The sequence below is a fragment of the Alkalibacillus salilacus genome, assembly GCF_030812915.1.
GTDB classification, from domain to species: domain Bacteria; phylum Bacillota; class Bacilli; order Bacillales; family Alkalibacillaceae; genus Alkalibacillus; species Alkalibacillus salilacus.
In genome coordinates this window covers 16,341-33,821 of the sequence record NZ_JAUSTQ010000004.1, presented here as the reverse complement: position 1 = coordinate 33,821, position 17,481 = coordinate 16,341, and the positions used below count along the sequence as shown (strand labels likewise).

The following is a 17,481-nucleotide window of genomic DNA, read 5'->3' as shown; positions in this document are numbered from 1 at the left end:
AGCCATGATAGCCATTATTGATTACGGAGCAGGTAATTTAAAAAATGTGAAACACGCATTAAAACTATTAGAAATTGACGCATTCGTCACGGATGATCCAGATGATTTAGCGCAAGCAAATGGGATGATTTTGCCGGGTGTTGGAGCTTTTGGCGAAGCGATGAAGCGTCTTGAATCAAGTGGCTTTGTCGATACGATTAAACAAGAAGTAGACAAGGGAACGCCTCTATTAGGAATTTGTTTAGGAATGCAATTGTTGTTCGACAAAAGTTATGAACACGGTGAACATGCTGGTTTAGGCTTGATAGAGGGTGAGATTGTTCGATTTTCTGACGATGTGAAAGTCCCACATATGGGCTGGAATCAGTTAGCATTAAAACAAACGACATCGCTTAATGAAGATGTTCAAGATGAGGACTATGTTTACTTTGTTCATTCCTATTATGCTCAAGCGACGCATGAAGCGGATATTTTACACGAGACGGTTTATGGAAAGTCGTTTACGTCAGCTGTTAAGCGAGATCATGTGATGGGAATACAGTACCATCCAGAGAAAAGCTCGCGTGTCGGTATGCAATTACTAAAAAATTTCGGGGAGATGGTGCAATGAGAATTTTTCCTGCGATTGATTTACGAAACGGGCAATGCGTTCGTTTAAAGCAAGGTGACTATAACGATGAAACCGTTTATGGTGATCCTATTGAGATGGCGGAACAATGGGAACGTGATGGCGCGAGCTACTTACATCTAGTCGATTTGGATGCAGCCAAAGGTGATCCTTCTGAGAACGGTGAGGTAATCGAACAAATTGTGAGTCACGTTAATATTCCAGTGCAAGTTGGCGGCGGCGTGCGCGATGTAGATCGTATTAAAACGTTATTAGATAAAGGCGTGACGCGAGTTATATTAGGGACTGCGGCTGTGAAGGACCCGGCGTTTGCTAAAGAAGCCGCCGCACAATTTGGTGGTGACCGTGTTGTGGTATCAATTGATGCACGTGATGGTTATGTGGCAACGGACGGTTGGCTTGAAACATCTGAATTAGAGGCGGTTGATTTTGCTGTCCAGATGCAGTCTTATGGAATCAAAACGATCGTTTATACGGATATTGCGAAAGACGGCATGCTCCAAGGTCCCAATATCGACGCGCTTTATGAAATGAATGAAGCAACCTCGCTTAATGTCATCGCATCAGGTGGCGTGACATCATTAAAAGACATACGCGAACTAAGTTCAGTGAAACTTTATGGTGCCATTGTTGGGAAGGCGCTTTATGAAAATAAAGTGAGTCTAGCAGCGATTATGAAGGAGTCATCAACATGTTAGCCAAACGAATTGTTCCATGTTTAGACGTACAAGACGGTCGAGTGGTAAAAGGGAAGAAGTTCACTGATATCCAGGATGTGGCGGACCCAGTCGAATTAGGTAAGCGCTACAGCGAACTAGGTGCCGATGAACTGGTGTTTTATGACATTACGGCCTCTCATGAAAAACGCGATATCTTCTTAGACGTGGTCGAACGTGTATCAGAAGAAGTTCACATCCCATTTACAGTCGGTGGTGGGATTCGAACAGTTGATGATTTTCGGGCTGTTCTCCAAGCTGGTGCTGATAAAGTGTCGGTCAATAGTGCGGCTGTCACGAATCCAGATCTGATCGATGAAGCATCTGTCCGTTTTGGCAATCAATGCGTTGTCTTATCGATTGATGTGAAAGAAGAGGACGGTGAATGGTACGTCTTTGTGAAAGGCGGCCGAGAGAACACGGGTAAGAAGTTAATCGAATGGGCAGTAGAAGGGGAGGAACGTGGCGCTGGCGAGATTGTTTTAAATGTCATGGATACTGATGGCGTTAAACAAGGCTATCGAAGCGATGTGATGGCTCAGTTAAGTGACCATGTTAATATCCCTGTTGTTGCTTCTGGTGGTGCAGGTAATGAAGAACATTTCCTCGATGTATTAACGAATGGAAAAGCAGACGCAGCCTTAGCCGCTTCTGTCTTTCATTTTAATGAAATAGAATTAAGCGATCTAAAACAGTATTTATATAATCATGAACTTCCGATTAGGTTAGGGTGATCTTAGGTGGAATCATTAAATATTCAATTCGACGAACAAGGCCTTGTCCCAGCCATCGTACAAGACGTGCGAACAGGTGAGGTATTAATGCTAGCGTATATGAACGAAACGTCGTTAAATAAAACAATCGAAACCAAACGTACATGGTTTTATAGCCGTAGCCGCGAAGAATTGTGGCAAAAAGGGGCAACATCTGGAAATGAGCAGCATGTCAAACAATTATACTATGATTGTGATCAAGATGCTCTACTTGTAAAAGTTGAACAAACTGGCCCAGCCTGCCACACAGGTGAGAAGAGTTGCTTTTACCGTGAAGTGGACTTAGGTGAGGAATCAACAGTTGACCCACAAATAGTTGAACGTGTCTTTGAATCTATTCAAGACCGACGCGACCATCCTCAAGAAAACTCATATACGAATTATCTATTTGACGAAGGCGTTGATAAAATCCTGAAGAAAGTAAGTGAAGAGGCAGGAGAGGTCATTATCGGAGCCAAAAATCAAGATAACGAGAATCTAGCAATGGAAATAGCAGATCTGACGTATCATACGCTTGTGTTAATGGCTGAGCGTGGTTTGAGTACAGATGATGTTAAAGCTGTATTAACCGAACGGATGAAAGGGGATTCCAATGAGTAAATTCTGGAGTCGGACAGCTCGAGAAGCGGAGCCTTATGTACCAGGGGAGCAACCTAGTGATGTCAATGTTATTAAGTTAAATACAAACGAGAATCCATTTCCACCATCACCTCTTGCGCTTGAGGCTATGGAACAGTCGATCAATGCTGATTTAAAGAAATACCCAAGCCCGACAGCGGACCGATTAAAAGCGGTGATTGCTGAGCGAGAAGGTGTAGATGTCAATAAAGTCTTTGTTGGAAACGGTTCAGACGAAGTACTAGCGTTTGCGTTTCAAGCGTTTTTCGACCCAAATGAAGCAATTAAAATGCCAGAGATTACGTATAGCTTTTATCCTGTTTATGCGAATCTCTATGATATTCCTTTTCAACAGATACCTTTACAAAATGACTTATCGATTGATGTTGAAGGGTTAAAGCGATCAGTTGGCGGCGTTATTTTTCCTAATCCGAATGCGCCGACTGGTTTAGCGTTATCGCGCGTAGAAGTCGAATCTATTGTCGCTCATAATCCCAATCAAGTGGTAATTGTAGATGAGGCTTATGTAGAATTTGGGGCGGAATCCGCTATAAGTCTAACGAAGCAATATCCGAATCTATTAGTGACGAAGACATTATCTAAATCACATGCTTTAGCAGGGCTAAGAGTCGGTTACGCGATTGGTGATGTAGCGTTAATTGAAGGGTTAGAACGGATTAAGAATTCATTTAATTCTTATACGATAAACCGCGTTTCTTTAGCAGGAGCTGAAGCGGCATTAGCTGATGAACCGTATTATGACGAGACTTTACAAGCCATTGTAAAAACGCGTGAATGGGTGACGCATGATTTAGAGCAACTCGGATTTTGGGTGGCTGAATCCAAAGCTAACTTTTTATTTGTTAAGCCGAATGGAATTGGTGCTGAAACCTTATATCAACAATTAAAAGCTCGAGGGGTTTATATTCGCTACTTTAATAAACCAGGATTAGAAGGCTATGTTCGAATTTCAATTGGGACAGATGACGAAATGAAACGCTTGATTGATATCATTCAAGCGCTGATATCATAATAATGCCGGAGGGTTAGTAACCTCCGGCATTATTATTTATTTTGTTTCATGAGACGTAAGGCGTTGAGTGTAACGAGTAAGGTTGCTCCCATGTCAGCTAAGATCGCAATCCACAATGTGAGCCATCCTGGTATGACGAATAGTAAGGCGATAGCTTTGGTACTTAAAGCGAAAATGATATTTTGCTTGATAATTCTTAATGTTTTCCGGCTTAACTTCACGGTATAAGGGAGGTTCGTTAAATCATCTCCCATTAACGCGACATCAGCTGTTTCTAATGCTGTGTCGGTTCCAGCACCTCCCATTGCAATACCAACATCAGCAGTTGCAAGCGCTGGCGCGTCGTTCACACCATCACCTACCATAGCAACAGTACCATGGCTCTCTTGTAATTGTTGAATTTGCGTTCGTTTATCTTTTGGCAATAGCTTGGCGATATATTGATGTATACCAACTTGATGACTGATTGATTGAGCTGTTCGATCATGGTCACCTGTTAATAAAATCGTATCGGTTAATTGTGCTTCTTTTAATTGCTCAATCATGTCTTTAGCAATAGAACGTAACGGATCAGCGATATTAATAAAGCCAAGTGGACGCTCTTGATCACCTAAAATAATCACCGTGAATCCTTGCTCCTGAGCTTCTTCGATTTTGGTTTGTTGCTTTTCAGTTAACTCGAATATTTCAGGGCTTCCAATCGTATAGTGAGTACCATCAATTGTTCCTTGAACACCTTTTCCTGTTAAGGATTGAAAGGATTCAACTGTGAATGCTTCATTCATTCCGAATTGGTTATCTGTATAATCAATAATCGACTGTGCTAATGGATGTTGAGATTTCGTTTCTAAAGCACTAGCTAATTGGAAAAATTCTTTTGGTGATACGTGATCATCGAAAAGTTCATATTGTTGAACGACAGGATTTCCTTGAGTGATGGTTCCTGTCTTATCAAACGCAATCGCTTTAATTCGACCGAGAGTTTCTAAGAATGAGCCGCCTTTAATAAGCACGCCGTTACGGGCAGCGCTTCCAATTGCCGTGACAATCGCAACAGGCGTAGAAATGACAAGGGCACATGGACAACCAACGACTAGAACGGCCAGGCCTTGATAAAGCCATGTTTCAAAACTTAAACCAAATGCTAGAGGTGGAATCGTCGCAACGCCAAGGGCAATAACCATAATAAGTGGTGTGTAGTAAGCCGCGAATCGGTCGATTAACTGCTGTGCAGGGGCTTTTTCATTTTGAGCTTCTTCAACAAGATGAATAATTTTGGCTAACGTTGATTGATCCGCACGCTTTTGCGCCGTGATTTCTAAATAGCCTTCTTCATTAAGGGTACCAGCGAATACATTCTCACCCCCAGCTTTATAGACAGGAACAGACTCACCTGTAATAGCGGCTTGATTAATCGAACTTTCGCCAATTGAGACGACACCATCGACAGGGATTTTCTCACCGGGTTTAATGATGACAGTCTCGCCAATTTCGATGTTTTTGACATTGACGACTTCATTTTGCCCGTTTCGTTTGACGGTGGCTGTATCAGGTGCTAAATCCATGAGTGATTGGATCGACGAACGTGCGCGGTCGATCGAAAATTCCTCGAGCCATTCGCTAATCGCAAATAATATGACGACAACAGCTCCTTCGACCCATTCGCCAATAATCACAGCGCCAATAACGGCAATGGTCATCAGTGTTTTCATATCGAAGCGCCACTTGATTAGATTACGCACACCAGCCTGGAGTAACGAGTACCCGCCGATTGCTATTGAACCCAGGAAGATTGTTGTTGTAACGATGTGTTCTTCACCTAATTGACTTAGTGTGACTAATCCAACTAGAAGTAAAATGAACGACGTGACTAAATGCCAGTTTGATTTCAAGGTTTTCATGAGATCAAATGATTGCTTGTTGTATTCTTTAGAAACGGCTAATTGTTCGAATGAACCGGCTTTCTCAAGGTCTTCAATCGATGCTTCGCCATAAACCGTAATTTTGGAGGCACCGAAATTGACGTCAGCGTCATCAACGGACTTAATCTCTTTAACATTGTCTTCAAACGTTTTCGCACATGAGGAACAAGACATTCCTTGTACGTAATAGGTTTCTTGCGTCATGACAAGTCCTCCTGTTCATGTTGATGTTCAACAGCTACTTGGATCAATTGGACGACATGATGATCATCTAAAGAGTAGTAACTATTCTTCCCATGTTTACGGGTTTTAGTTAGACCATGTTGCTTTAACGTTCTTAAATGATGTGATGCTGTTGCAACAGATGTTTCGGTGACAGCTGCCACATCACAAACACAGAGTTCGTCTTCAATTGTTAAGGCTTGGGCGATTTTCACACGTGTGGGATCAGCAAGGACTTTGAATAATTGGGTAACGGATGTTGTTGCTGTTTCTGTGACAGTTTGATGTATATGAGATAATTGTTCTTCACTAATTTCGGATGTACAATTTGGTAATTTCATCATAATGTCGCCTTCTTTCATTCAAATGAAGATTTGATTGTATTATATTCAAATCTTCATTTGAATGTCAAACATGAGCGTTCACTTTAGTGTGGTGATATGATAAACTAATGAAAAAAGTAATAGGTGATTGAAATGATTAGAGAGGCAATAGAACACGAGTTAGATCAAATAGAAGAGATTGTCGATGAGGCTAAACAGGTGATGGCTCAAGCAGGTTTAACTCAGTGGGGCGAGACATACCCGCTTCGTGAGCATTATGAAAAGGATTTACATAATGGTGAATTATATGTATGTGAACAGGATGATCAGGTGATTGGTGTGGCGTGTATTAGCAACAAAGGGCACGAAGAATATCACGAAATTGCTTGGTCAGAAGCTGATGCATTTCTCTGTTTGAAACGTGTCGCCGTATCACCACAAGCGAGACAAAAGGGAGTGGGATTAGCCTTCTACGAATATGCTGAACAACTAGCTGCACAGCATGATATTCCTTATATTCGTACAGATACAAATGGAGAAAATGAAGCGGCGTTGAAATTATTCGAAAAAGGAAACTACACCCTAGTAGACAGACAATACCATGGGCAGTTTCCGCAGCCGTTCTATTACTATGAAAAGAAGGTTCATTCTTCATAAGCTAAATTTAAAAGGCCAGACAAAGCATTTTGCAATTGTCCGGCCTTTTTTAGGTTTAATCCTACTATTTGGATGTTAGATCGAGATATTCCTCGACGTCTCGTTTACAAAGCTCAATGCCTTTTTCCCAGAACGCTTCTTTTGTGATATCCTCACCTAAGTGTTTCATGGCTAAATCCTCAACACTCATACGAGCCGTATCCTGCAATAATGCCATGTACTTGTCTTCATAGCTCACGCCTTCTTCAAGTGCTCTCGCATAGATACTAAGTGAGAATAGATAACCGAATGTATACGGGAAGTTGTAAAAAGGCACGCCCGTAATATGGAAATGTAGTTTGTTAGACCAATAGCTTGGACTCGTAGATTGTACAGCGTCTTGATAAGCTTCACGCTGTGCTTGATCCGTTAATTCATTTAATCGCTCAGCTGGGACGAATCCATTTTTACGTTCTGCGTAAAAACGCGTCTCAAATAAAAAGCGTGAATGGATATTCATGAAAAACGCTACACTTCGTTGCAGTTTATCTTCTAATAACGCAATTTTATCTTGATCGGATTCAGCTTCTTTAACAGATGCATCAGCTACGATCATTTCAGCGAATGTCGACGCTGTCTCAGCAACGTTCATGGCATAGCGACGGTTTAATGGATGAACGGGCTTTAATGCATGCGTATGGAAAGCATGGCCAAGTTCATGTGCTAAGGTAGCGACGTTAGACATAGAACCACTGTAAGTCATGAAAATTCGTGATTCTTCACTTAATGGGAATCCAGTACAAAAACCACCAGGGCGTTTTCCTGAACGGTCCTCAGCTTCAATCCATCCATTTTCAAAAGCATGCTCTGCAAAATCAGCGAGTTTCGGGCTAAACTGCTTAAAGTGTTTCAAAATAAACTGAGCACCTTCATCATAAGATAGAGTTTGAGTGTTTTCTTGAGTTGGAGCACCTAAGTCGTACCAATCTAGTTTCTCTTTACCTAGTAAGCTTGCTTTGCGGTATAAGAAATCAACAAAAGGTTGTTTGTGTTTTGTGATTGCACCCCACATCGCATCAAGCGTCTCTTGTTGCATACGGTTAATATCGAGGGGTTCTTTTAACACATTGTCCCAACCACGTTTGTCATAAACGTTTAAACGGAAACCAGCTAAATGGTTTAATGTGTTCGCAAATAGTGATTCTTTTTCCTTCCAAGCAGCTTCAAGCTTCTCATAGACTTGTTTACGCACATTTGGATCTTCATGTGAAAGTAAGTTATTGGCCTGGCCAACTGATAATTCCTTTTCTTCACCGTCGATTGTCACGTTAACAGTCATTTCACCAACGATGGTGTTATACATCTGACCCCAGGCATGATAACCATCAACAGAAAGAGCTGTAATTAAGGACTCTTCATCTTCTGATAGCTGCTCTTGCGCCGCTTCACGCCATTCATTTAAGACAAATGAAAGTTCAGCTAACTGCTCGTGTTTAAGTAATTCTTGCCAAACGGACACTTCTGTTTGGGCTAGCTTTTGCTTGAAACGGTTAAAAGCCGCGCCATAAGTCGCGTTTAGTTCCATCACTTCACTACGAAGGGTACTTGCTTTATGATCCGTCATATCTTGAGCTTCTAAGCACGTAATAAAAGCACCAGCTTGACGAATGTGCTGGCTAACATTTGAACCCTCTTCTATGAGTGAAGCAATGTGATCAGCCTCAGAACTAGACGTTGGGGTCTCAAATTGATTTAGTTTTGCTGAATATGTTTTTAGACGATCTTTAACATCATCTAAATGTTGGCGCAGTTCTTCAGAATCACTACCCCCCTGAAAAAATGTCTCTAAATCCCAGACAATCGGATAACTTGTTTGTGGCATGCAACGAACCTCCTGTTTAGTTTCATAATTTTCTTAATAATACAACGACAGTATAGCATACTCATTAGTTCGAGTGAAGAAAATTTCGAAACTTGAAATAAATTCAACAAAAAATCGCGCAACATCCAAGTTGCGCGATTCAATTAGGCATTATTCATTTAAATCTTTCTTCGCTAAATACCAGTCAACAACTTCTACACTGTCATCATTCACACGTGCATCTGCATCTTGTTGAGTCCCAGGTGGTGGAACGAGGACTTGATCACCTGGCGTCCAGTTTGCTGGTGTTGAAACTTGGTGCTTAGCTGTTGTTTGTAGGGCTTTAACTAAACGGACAATCTCAGCCATATTACGCCCTGTAGTTAACGGGTAATAAATGATTGATTTAATCTTCTGTTGATCATCAATGACGAATACGGCACGGTTTGCTTCAGTACCACTGTCATTCGGGTGGATCATACCGTATTTTTTAGCCACATCTTTACTTAAGTCAGCAATCACAGGGAATTCGATTTTAACATTGAAATTTTCTTCAATATTACGAACCCACGCAAGATGAGATTGATTACTGTCGATACTAAGACCAAGTAGCTCTGTGTTTAATTCTTTAAGTTCAGGTAAGATTTCTTGGAATGCGACAAACTCTGTTGTGCAGACAGGAGTGAAATCCGCTGGATGTGAGAATAGCACAAGCCATTTTCCTTTGTAATCAGTTGATTTAATGGGACCTTGTGTTGTTTGCACTTCAAAATAAGGGGCATCATCGCCAATACGTGGCATTTGATACTGTTGCTCTTCGCTCATAAAACATCGCTCCTTTAATAGTTTATAATTCTGATAAACTTACTATGTTTTATTATATACTCACTTTAACAAATAGATACAGAAAAATCAAAAAAAAACGACCCAATTAGTGAGTCGTTTTTGCGAGAAGGATTATTTAAGGTCTGCCTGATCCAATTTAATGAATTCAAATCCGTCATTCTGTAATTGTGGAATGGCTGCTTGAACACCGCCACTAGTCCCGCTAGAGGGCTGATTCATGTGCAATAATGCGATCGAACCTGCCCTGGCTTGTAAAAGGGATTCCTCAACTTCATCGCTAGAGTGAGTTCCACCAGCGTCCCCCAGAATGTCGTAATTGACCACTTCTAGTCCGAGAGCTTCTACAAGATCAACGGCGACATCGTCGTAATGAGCTGTTCCGGAACGAAAATATGACGGTGCTTCTCCAGTTATGGAGGAGATATGATCTTGGTTGACCATCACTTCGTCATATGCTGCTTGGGCATCTTTCGTACCGTTAATTCCATAAGCCTCTTTTCCTGTTACTGAGAGAGGCTTATGATGAGTGCCGTGATTTTCGATTTGGAATAATGGGTTGTTGGCTAGTTGTTGAAAGGTATCAGGATTCTCTTCAATCCAGCGTTTATTCATAAACAACGTCGCCGGAATCTCTTGTTCTATTAGATAGTCTATGATTGCCTGGTCATATCCACTACCATGCGCGCCACCACAAGCATCAAATGTTAAAGCTATCTGTTTTTGGTTGGTATCGAGTTGAGTTTTAACGCCACTAACAAACTCACCCCATTCAGAAGGGGAGCGGTCATAGTGATTGATGGTTATAGAATCATCTTGTGCCTGTATGGGTGCTTTTTGATGAGTGGATGATTTTATCTCCGTATGCATGTCAGCTGGTAGCGTATCAGAGCAAGCACTCACCAGAAAACATACCCCTATTAATAGTATAATCTGTTTCATAAGTTGTCCTTTATTTAAATGTAATATGTTCAAACTGGGCTACCAAATGATCACCTGTTTCGACCGAAATTTGACCATTATCTAGTATGATATGGTCGTCTTTCAGGCAACTAGGATCAATGATTGATAGAGTATCTAAAAAACGGTCGGGGTCATTGACGCCGATTTGAATGTTTGAGAACGATCCCTGGTTAATCAAGCTGGAATCGCCTGGTCGATTGATGTCACCGTCCCATTCTATTAAGAAGGGGAGCGGTCTATTAAGTGACTCATCCATTGGAAATAACATGCGCCAAGCCAATTCGGATCCGTCTGGTTTGGTTCGTTGTCCAGGAAAAGGTCCTGCAAATGAAACTTGCTCTTGTGTTAAACGATTCATGATGTCATCTAAATGATTGACTCGTAAAGCGAATTGAAACGGGCCCTCATGCTTTTGGTCATACGTTTGAATGGTTGATTGAATCAGTGGATTATCTGATGATCTGGCAACCGCTTCATCATCCACTCCAAGCCATTCGATATAACAATTATTTTGCATAAAAGCTAAATGATTATGGGTTCCCCAAGCATCGTGTCTTCCGCCAGCTGTTCCTTGAAATTGATGAACTTGCGAGAACAGTTCTTCATGTTGCTTCGGATTGAAAGAGTGTATGACAAGATGGTCAAAAGCTGTCACGTAAATCCCTCCATTTTATGATAAGTGAAAAGCTTGTGCGAGCTTTTCATAGGCTGCTAGTCGCTGTTCGAATGGTGCGACAATGGAATTAACCATGACTTCATTAACTTGGTAATGGGTCGCTAAGTCGATTAGCTGTTGTTTAACACTTTCGACATTTCCGACAATCATCCTGCTACGATTTTCGACAATTCGTTTTTGTTCGAAATGATTAAACGTCATTTGACTGGCTTCTTCAGGGTTTGGAAAATGATCGCGTCGTTGACCTTGATCAGCCATTAGTAAGGCAGTATCCAAACTCGAAGCATAGTATTCAGCTTCTTCATCTGTATCACCAACGACGACGAACACGGCAATACTTGCGTATGGTTCTTCCTGAAGTGGTGACGGAATGAAATGGTCATAATAACGCTCGACAGCTTCGCGGCCATCTTCAGGGTTAATAAATTGGGCGAAATTATAAGATGCACCGAGTTCGCCCGCGACTTGAGCGCTGGAACCACTTGAACCAAGCATCCATACAGGCGGTGTCGTTGGACTCATGGGTGTCGCTTTTACTTGATATCCCTGTGGATCATGACCCAATAAATAATCGATTAAATGACCAGCATCAGTTGGATAATTTTTAGTATCGGGGTATTGCCCCCGATTGAGCGCGTAATTGACGCCAGGTTGTCCGCCTGGTGCTCGCCCAATCCCTAAGTCAATTCGATTGGGATACATGGCTTCTAGGACACGAAATTGTTCAGCAACTTTGAATGGGCTGTAATGTGGAAGCAAAACGCCACCTGTGCCGACACGGATTTGTTTTGTATGCGCAGCAATAGTAGGGACGAGGATCTCAGGTGCTGAGCCGGCTAAGCTCGTCGTGCTATGGTGTTCACTCATCCAAAAACGTGTATAACCTAACTCATCAGCGTGTTGTGCTAAGGTTAAGGTTTGCTGTAAGGCTTCTTGTGGCGTGTGATTATGTAATAATGGTGATTGATCGAGTACACTTAGTTTTAACATGATACATGACACCCTTTGCAAAATAAGTTATGATTATAATTGTTTTAGATATTAAGAGAAAATTCAATTGATTTGCCTATAGAATGAGGGGAAGAGCGATGGGAAATAAACCAATCACCTGTTATTGGTGCAATAAACCAATTACCGAACGAGAAAATTTAAGAACGGCTAACATTAAAATGCTTGTCAGACCGTTCCATGAAGACTGCTTCCAGAAGCGCGTAGAGAAGAAGAAAGAATCAGCCTCAATGTTTTTTGATGCGACACCATTTAATGGGCGTTATGCGAACATCATGACGGCAATCTTCTTAGTGTTGTATGTGTTATTTATCTTTGTTATTGAAGTACCAACGATTGCTTACGTCTTAGTGTTGCTTTATCCGCTATACCGATTATATAGCTGGTTGCGATTTGAACGACGGCTATATGAAAAGTAGAAATTAAAGAAATGAAAAATGCCAGCTGCAGTGCTGGCATTTTTTTATGCTTGATGATGTTCTTTAGCTAATTGCGCGAGTTGCTCAGCTGATTCATTGACTTCACTATAAGATTCGCTTAGTTGCTGAATAATCTCGTTAATATGCGCTAATTTGTTACCCATTTCATCATTAAGTGCTTTACTCTCATGTGTATTCGATAGAATGCCATCGAAGAAAGCATCCATACGTTTCATACTTTCGCTATTTTTCTGGATATGATTAGTCGTTTCAGAGACGCTTTCTGACACACGATTGATTTGATTATTCGTTGTTTCGATTAATTCCGTAATATGATCGATTGAACCACGTGTCTGTTCGGATAATTTCTTCACTTCTTCTGCCACAACTGCGAACCCTTTACCGAGCTCTCCAGCACGGGCGGCTTCGATGGAAGCGTTTAAAGACAATAGATTCGTTTGTTCTGATACATCGGTAATAAAGTTAAGCATTTCGTTGATTTTAGACGATGCTTGTTCGAGCTCTGCCATATCTTGATAGATGGAATTCATTTGACCTTCTATGTAATCAATCTGGACTAGCTGTTGTTCTAAATCAGCTTTACCTGTTGAAGATTGATCTTCAACGGTTGAAGCTGTTTCAACTGTTGTTTGAGAGAATGAATGGATTTCATTCGAATGCTCTAGTAATTGTTTGGTTGCTTCGTCTGTTTGATTAGAAACAGCGACGAGCTCATCAGACATGCGCTCAATTTCTTCGATCAGAGCTTGTTGACGGTTATTATGTTCCTGACGTTCACGGTTATTTTCTTGTTCAAATGTTTCTAAGACGAGTTGCTGTTCTATGTTTAAGATTTTAGATGTTGCAGAAAGGGCCATTCGTATATCATCAACATGGTCAAAGTGATCAAAATAAATTTCATGGAAAGAATTAAGTAAGTCTTGGAAGGCACATAAGTACCATTTAGGCATCAAGCCGATTTTTACGTGTGCATAGGCGATGTATTTTCGTTGTTCAACGAATGACTGATCAATTACCCCATTGAACATTTCTTGAATATGACGTGTTAATGTTTGTTTCAATCGTTCAACGGAACTATTAGTTTCAATGATTTGCATCAACGAAGATTCATGCTCAATATTAGAATAGAATTGTGCAACAATAGATTCAATATGCTCTGATACCAGTGGTTTGAGCGACTTTAGGGTTGCAAGGTCATATGATGTGAGGTTGACCATTTTTAATTGTTTCTTTAAGTCTTCCTGTTGATGAGTATCCATTTTGACTTCTTCTAAGTAGATTTCTGGATTTAAAACGGGTGCTGATTGCTTCTGACGTTTAAACATAATTGACACTCCTAAAACGGTTATTATTGTTTTAAGTATAATAATAAAGTCATGGAAAGTAAATCCGTTTTTAGAACTTTTGTCTTATTATGTCGATTGAGCAACAGCAATCCCTAGTGGATAGTGCACACCTTCACGTCCCGGTTCAATTAGGACCCCGTTTTGGAAGTAAAATTCGACTTGGGCATAATCGGAAAATAATTCTTGGAATTCTGTAATCGTTAATTGATGGACATGAAACGGTGACCCGGATGGCATGCCACGTCCTTGGCCGAATGGCGTAGACACGATTAATGTGCCACCAGGCTTTAGTAATCGTTTGTAATTATCTAATAAGGCTTGTTCTTCGGTAATGTGTTCAATGGTTTCAAAGCTAACAATCGCATCAAAAGTACCGTATCGATCAACTAACGTTTCATCTATCGCATTCTCAACCACAAATTGTGTTTTCGGGTGATAATATTCCCCCTTTGCGTACTGGATGATCTCGGGGTCAAGATCCACACCGACTACTTCGTCGACTTGTTTTTTGCGTCTTTTAGCAATCATGTGACTACCATAACCAGCCCCACACGATAAATCAAGGACCCGACCGCTTAAATAGGGCAAAGCAAATTGGTAGCGTGCGATATGTTCTAACAGTAGCGGGTTTAAAGGATCCATCATTTTAGGAATGACGCGTTCACCTGTATCTTCAATCATGATTGTTCCTCCTTGTTTATTAGTTCAAATAATTGCCAAATGGTTTTGACGGGTGCGCAGGAAAAATCTATAATTAATGTAACATAGATAAAGGATGATGAGGATGAACGAAGAAGAATATAGAATCCGCAAAGAAGACCCGTCGCTAAAATTGTTTGTCGTGTTATCAAAAGCATCGGGAACGCTAAACCATTTGGCACAACATGATATGACACGTTACGGCTTGAACCCTAGCGAATTTGCTTTATTAGAATTACTTTATCACCGAGGACGTCAACCTTTACAAAAGATCGGCGAACGGATCCTTCTAACGAGCGGGAGTATTACATATGTCGTTAATAACTTAGAAGCAAAAGGCTGGCTAACTCGAGTGCCTTCACCGAATGATCGCCGTGTGACTTATGCGGAAATTACTGAAGCTGGCCGTGACTTGCTGAACGAAATTTTTCCAAAACATTGGCAAGCAATCGAACAGTTTATGGATGGATTGACAGAAGAGGAAAAACGAGAAGCGATTACGCTTATGAAGAAACTTGGTCGTTCTGCTGAAACACATATGCATGAGGATTCGTGACGCACACCTACTTGTGTCATTCATATAATGTGAGTATCAAGGCTTCTTAGGTGAAAGGTGGTAGGTCGATGTCTCCCAATGTATATAACGGATGGCAGAGTCCAGTCGTATATTATTACGATCCGACTGTTTATGCTGAATGGGGATACCATACACAAATGGAAGCGCCATATTTACCGAATGACTCAATGGTGAGTACGAATCAGATGGAATGGTTGTGGCATTATTTCCAAAAAGAAGACGGGGAATTAGATCTTGATAAAGTATTAAAAACATTAGGGCAAGTGGTTCATTTGAGTCAACAAGTAACACCTATCGTTAAAACTTTATCTACATTTGTTCGCCCAAATGAATAAGTCATATACGCCGCAAAGCTTAATCAAAATGCGGCGTATTTTTTGTTAATCTATCATTCTAATAGATGGTTCATAAATAAAGCAGCTATGTTAAACTAATTAGGGTTACGAATGATTACTATTGAAAGAAGGTTTAGCATGATGAAGAATCAACCCCCTATTAAAACACCATTCTATTATGGATGGCTGATTGTAGCCGTTTCTGCACTTGGCGTATTTTTCTCAGGCCCAGGCCAAACATATGCCATTTCAATTTTTATTGAATATTACATAGAGGATTTTGATTATTCACGTTCACTAGTTTCAGGGCTTTATTCAGCTGCGACACTGTGTGCGGGATTTCTGTTGTTTACAATTGGTAAATTAACAGACTTATATGGTCAAAGAATAATGATGTTAGTCATTGGTTCGTCATTAGCATTTGCAACGGTTTGGAATGCACTGATTGTAGGGCCAGTTATGATGTTCTTCGGTTTCTTCATGTTGAGGATTTTTGGACAAGGATCGATGACTTTATTACCCAATACCTTGGTGCCACAATGGTTTATGCATAAGCGTGGGCGTGCATTGAGTGTGATGACAATTGGTGGTTTCGCAGGGGCAGCTTTAATTCCACCGCTTAACACCTTTTTAATTCAAACGTTTGATTGGCGAACGGTGTGGTTAATCTGGGGTGGATCTATTGCTCTCATATTTATTCCAGCTGTGTTACTGATTGTTCGTAATAAACCAGCTGATATTGGCGAAGTCATAGATGGGAGAGAACAATCAAAAGGGGGACGTCGTTATCCGTCTCGGTTACCGTCGTTTGCTTTAATTGGTGTGGCATTATTGGTATTAATTACTTTAATTCCTACCATTGAAACAGCCTTTATTGATTGGATTGGTTGGTTACCATCTGCATTTTGGAGAATATTACTGTTTACTGCCATCGTAATTACGGCCTTTTATGTGATGCGTCACCGTCAATTCAAGGTGAAACAATTAGATGATTCATCAGAGGAAAATGAACGTTCACAACCTGAAACCGAAGACCGTGAAGTAAGCTGGACGTTACGTGAAGCGGCGAAAACACGTGCTTTTTGGATGATTTTATTCTGTGTTAGTGTGCCAGCTCTGACAAACACAGGCATTACGTTTCATCTTGTCTCTATTTCTGAAGGGAAAGGATTATCGGTTGAATTATCAGCCATTGTTTTGTCGCTAATGGCTATTGTCGGTTTTCCGATTACATTTGTGACAGGCTATTTAGTGGACAAGTTTAAAGTTAATATTGTGCTATCGATGACATTTGTGGTTCATATCGTGGCGATTCTATGGTTATGGCAGACACAAACGAATATCGCCTTTATTATTTATGGCGTCATTTGGGGAATTGCTCATGGTTTTGAGCGAATTTCATTGAATATTGTGTGGCCGAACTATTTTGGTAAACAACATTTAGGAAGTATTCGTAGTGTAGCACAGTCTGTAATGGTTGTTGGTTCAGCGTTAGGCCCGCTTCCATTCGGTATATTTTATGATTGGCTTGGTGGCTATTCTGAGATTTTATTAATATCCTTAATCTTACCAATATTGGCTGCTATATTTGCCTTTATTTCTCCAGCACCAAAGTCCGAATAAGATACCAAAAGAGAGTTTGGGACAATAGAATAAACAGCTATACAAAAGAAAAATATTGAAATGATTGCGGGAGAGCAGTAACAAAGCGGAATCAAAACACGTAGACGCCTGCGGGAACAGCACGCGTCTCGAGACCCCACAGGCCGCGCTTTTTGGCCGAGGAGGCTCGAGCCGTGCCCGCGGCAAGCGAAGTGTTTTGATGGAGCGTTATTCAAGCAGTAAACCCGAACGATTTATTT

Annotated in this window: 19 protein-coding genes; 10 read left to right on the top strand and 9 right to left on the bottom strand. The window is 40.9% G+C overall.

All coding sequences use genetic code 11. The features are described 5' to 3' along the window. The first annotated feature begins 4 nt into the window (after positions 1–4). From hisH to hisC, 5 genes are read left to right on the top strand one after another with little or no spacing between them, the layout of a single operon-like run. On the top strand, positions 5–610 hold the full coding sequence (gene hisH, locus J2S77_RS06025) for an imidazole glycerol phosphate synthase subunit HisH (RefSeq protein WP_306975577.1): 606 nt from the start codon (positions 5–7) through the stop codon (positions 608–610). Next, the gene (gene hisA / locus J2S77_RS06020; protein WP_306975576.1) at positions 607–1,326 is read left to right on the top strand and encodes a 1-(5-phosphoribosyl)-5-[(5-phosphoribosylamino)methylideneamino]imidazole-4-carboxamide isomerase; all 720 of its coding nucleotides are present in this window, start codon (positions 607–609) and stop codon (positions 1,324–1,326) included. The genes hisH and hisA overlap by 4 nt, the downstream gene beginning before the upstream one ends. Beyond that, positions 1,320–2,078, top strand: coding sequence for an imidazole glycerol phosphate synthase subunit HisF (hisF, locus tag J2S77_RS06015; RefSeq protein ID WP_306975574.1), 759 nt, complete (start codon positions 1,320–1,322; stop codon positions 2,076–2,078). Before hisA ends, hisF begins: the two co-directional genes overlap by 7 nt. Before the next feature lie 6 nt (positions 2,079–2,084). After that, positions 2,085–2,717 (top strand): bifunctional phosphoribosyl-AMP cyclohydrolase/phosphoribosyl-ATP diphosphatase HisIE, encoded by a 633-nt coding sequence (hisIE, locus tag J2S77_RS06010; RefSeq protein WP_306975572.1) that lies wholly within the window; start codon positions 2,085–2,087, stop codon positions 2,715–2,717. Next, positions 2,710–3,768, top strand: coding sequence for a histidinol-phosphate transaminase (gene hisC / locus J2S77_RS06005; RefSeq protein ID WP_306975571.1), 1,059 nt, complete (start codon positions 2,710–2,712; stop codon positions 3,766–3,768). The genes hisIE and hisC overlap by 8 nt, the downstream gene beginning before the upstream one ends. A 32-nt stretch (positions 3,769–3,800) precedes the next feature. Here the strand turns inward: hisC and J2S77_RS06000 are convergent, their stop codons facing one another. Together J2S77_RS06000 and J2S77_RS05995 are read right to left on the bottom strand one after the other, a co-directional pair. Next, complete coding sequence (locus J2S77_RS06000; protein WP_306975570.1) at positions 3,801–5,894, bottom strand: heavy metal translocating P-type ATPase; 2,094 nt, start codon at positions 5,892–5,894, stop codon at positions 3,801–3,803. Then, the gene (locus J2S77_RS05995) at positions 5,891–6,256 is read right to left on the bottom strand and encodes an ArsR/SmtB family transcription factor (protein ID WP_306975568.1); all 366 of its coding nucleotides are present in this window, start codon (positions 6,254–6,256) and stop codon (positions 5,891–5,893) included. Before J2S77_RS05995 ends, J2S77_RS06000 begins: the two co-directional genes overlap by 4 nt. Before the next feature lie 132 nt (positions 6,257–6,388). Between J2S77_RS05995 and J2S77_RS05990 the strand changes: the two genes are divergently transcribed. After that, complete coding sequence (locus J2S77_RS05990; protein ID WP_306975566.1) at positions 6,389–6,892, top strand: GNAT family N-acetyltransferase; 504 nt, start codon at positions 6,389–6,391, stop codon at positions 6,890–6,892. A 64-nt stretch (positions 6,893–6,956) separates the two neighbouring features. Here J2S77_RS05990 and J2S77_RS05985 read toward each other — a convergent pair whose 3' ends face one another. From J2S77_RS05985 to J2S77_RS05965, 5 genes are all read right to left on the bottom strand, one after another. Beyond that, a complete protein-coding gene (locus J2S77_RS05985) occupies positions 6,957–8,753 on the bottom strand; it encodes a M3 family oligoendopeptidase (RefSeq protein ID WP_306975564.1) in 1,797 nt (598 codons plus the stop codon). 150 nt (positions 8,754–8,903) lie between these two features. Continuing rightward, the gene (locus J2S77_RS05980) at positions 8,904–9,557 is read right to left on the bottom strand and encodes a peroxiredoxin (RefSeq protein ID WP_306975561.1); all 654 of its coding nucleotides are present in this window, start codon (positions 9,555–9,557) and stop codon (positions 8,904–8,906) included. 132 nt (positions 9,558–9,689) lie between these two features. Next, positions 9,690–10,517 (bottom strand): polysaccharide deacetylase family protein, encoded by an 828-nt coding sequence (locus J2S77_RS05975; RefSeq protein ID WP_306975560.1) that lies wholly within the window; start codon positions 10,515–10,517, stop codon positions 9,690–9,692. A gap of 10 nt (positions 10,518–10,527) precedes the next feature. Then, entirely contained in the window at positions 10,528–11,193 is a 666-nt protein-coding gene (locus J2S77_RS05970; protein ID WP_306975558.1) for a VOC family protein, read from the bottom strand. 15 nt (positions 11,194–11,208) lie between these two features. Next, a complete protein-coding gene (locus J2S77_RS05965; RefSeq protein WP_306975557.1) occupies positions 11,209–12,204 on the bottom strand; it encodes an LLM class flavin-dependent oxidoreductase in 996 nt (331 codons plus the stop codon). A 98-nt stretch (positions 12,205–12,302) separates the two neighbouring features. On the opposite strand from J2S77_RS05965, the gene J2S77_RS05960 reads away from it, so the two are divergent. Then, positions 12,303–12,641 carry a hypothetical protein gene (locus J2S77_RS05960; RefSeq protein ID WP_306975555.1) on the top strand — a complete coding sequence of 113 codons (339 nt, stop codon included), beginning with the start codon at positions 12,303–12,305 and terminating at the stop codon, positions 12,639–12,641. A 44-nt stretch (positions 12,642–12,685) separates the two neighbouring features. Here the strand turns inward: J2S77_RS05960 and J2S77_RS05955 are convergent, their stop codons facing one another. Together J2S77_RS05955 and J2S77_RS05950 are read right to left on the bottom strand one after the other, a co-directional pair. Next, the gene (locus J2S77_RS05955; protein WP_306975553.1) at positions 12,686–13,987 is read right to left on the bottom strand and encodes a globin-coupled sensor protein; all 1,302 of its coding nucleotides are present in this window, start codon (positions 13,985–13,987) and stop codon (positions 12,686–12,688) included. An 87-nt stretch (positions 13,988–14,074) separates the two neighbouring features. Next, a complete protein-coding gene (locus J2S77_RS05950; RefSeq protein WP_306975551.1) occupies positions 14,075–14,689 on the bottom strand; it encodes a class I SAM-dependent methyltransferase in 615 nt (204 codons plus the stop codon). Between the two features lie 103 nt (positions 14,690–14,792). On the opposite strand from J2S77_RS05950, the gene J2S77_RS05945 reads away from it, so the two are divergent. The 3 genes from J2S77_RS05945 to J2S77_RS05935 all read left to right on the top strand — a co-directional run bounded on the left by J2S77_RS05945 (position 14,793) and on the right by J2S77_RS05935 (position 17,242). After that, positions 14,793–15,263 (top strand): MarR family winged helix-turn-helix transcriptional regulator, encoded by a 471-nt coding sequence (locus tag J2S77_RS05945; protein WP_306975549.1) that lies wholly within the window; start codon positions 14,793–14,795, stop codon positions 15,261–15,263. A 68-nt stretch (positions 15,264–15,331) separates the two neighbouring features. Next, the gene (locus tag J2S77_RS05940) at positions 15,332–15,619 is read left to right on the top strand and encodes a YppG family protein (protein ID WP_306975547.1); all 288 of its coding nucleotides are present in this window, start codon (positions 15,332–15,334) and stop codon (positions 15,617–15,619) included. A 138-nt stretch (positions 15,620–15,757) separates the two neighbouring features. Next, positions 15,758–17,242 (top strand): MFS transporter, encoded by a 1,485-nt coding sequence (locus tag J2S77_RS05935; protein ID WP_306975545.1) that lies wholly within the window; start codon positions 15,758–15,760, stop codon positions 17,240–17,242. Positions 17,243–17,481 lie beyond the last annotated feature (239 nt).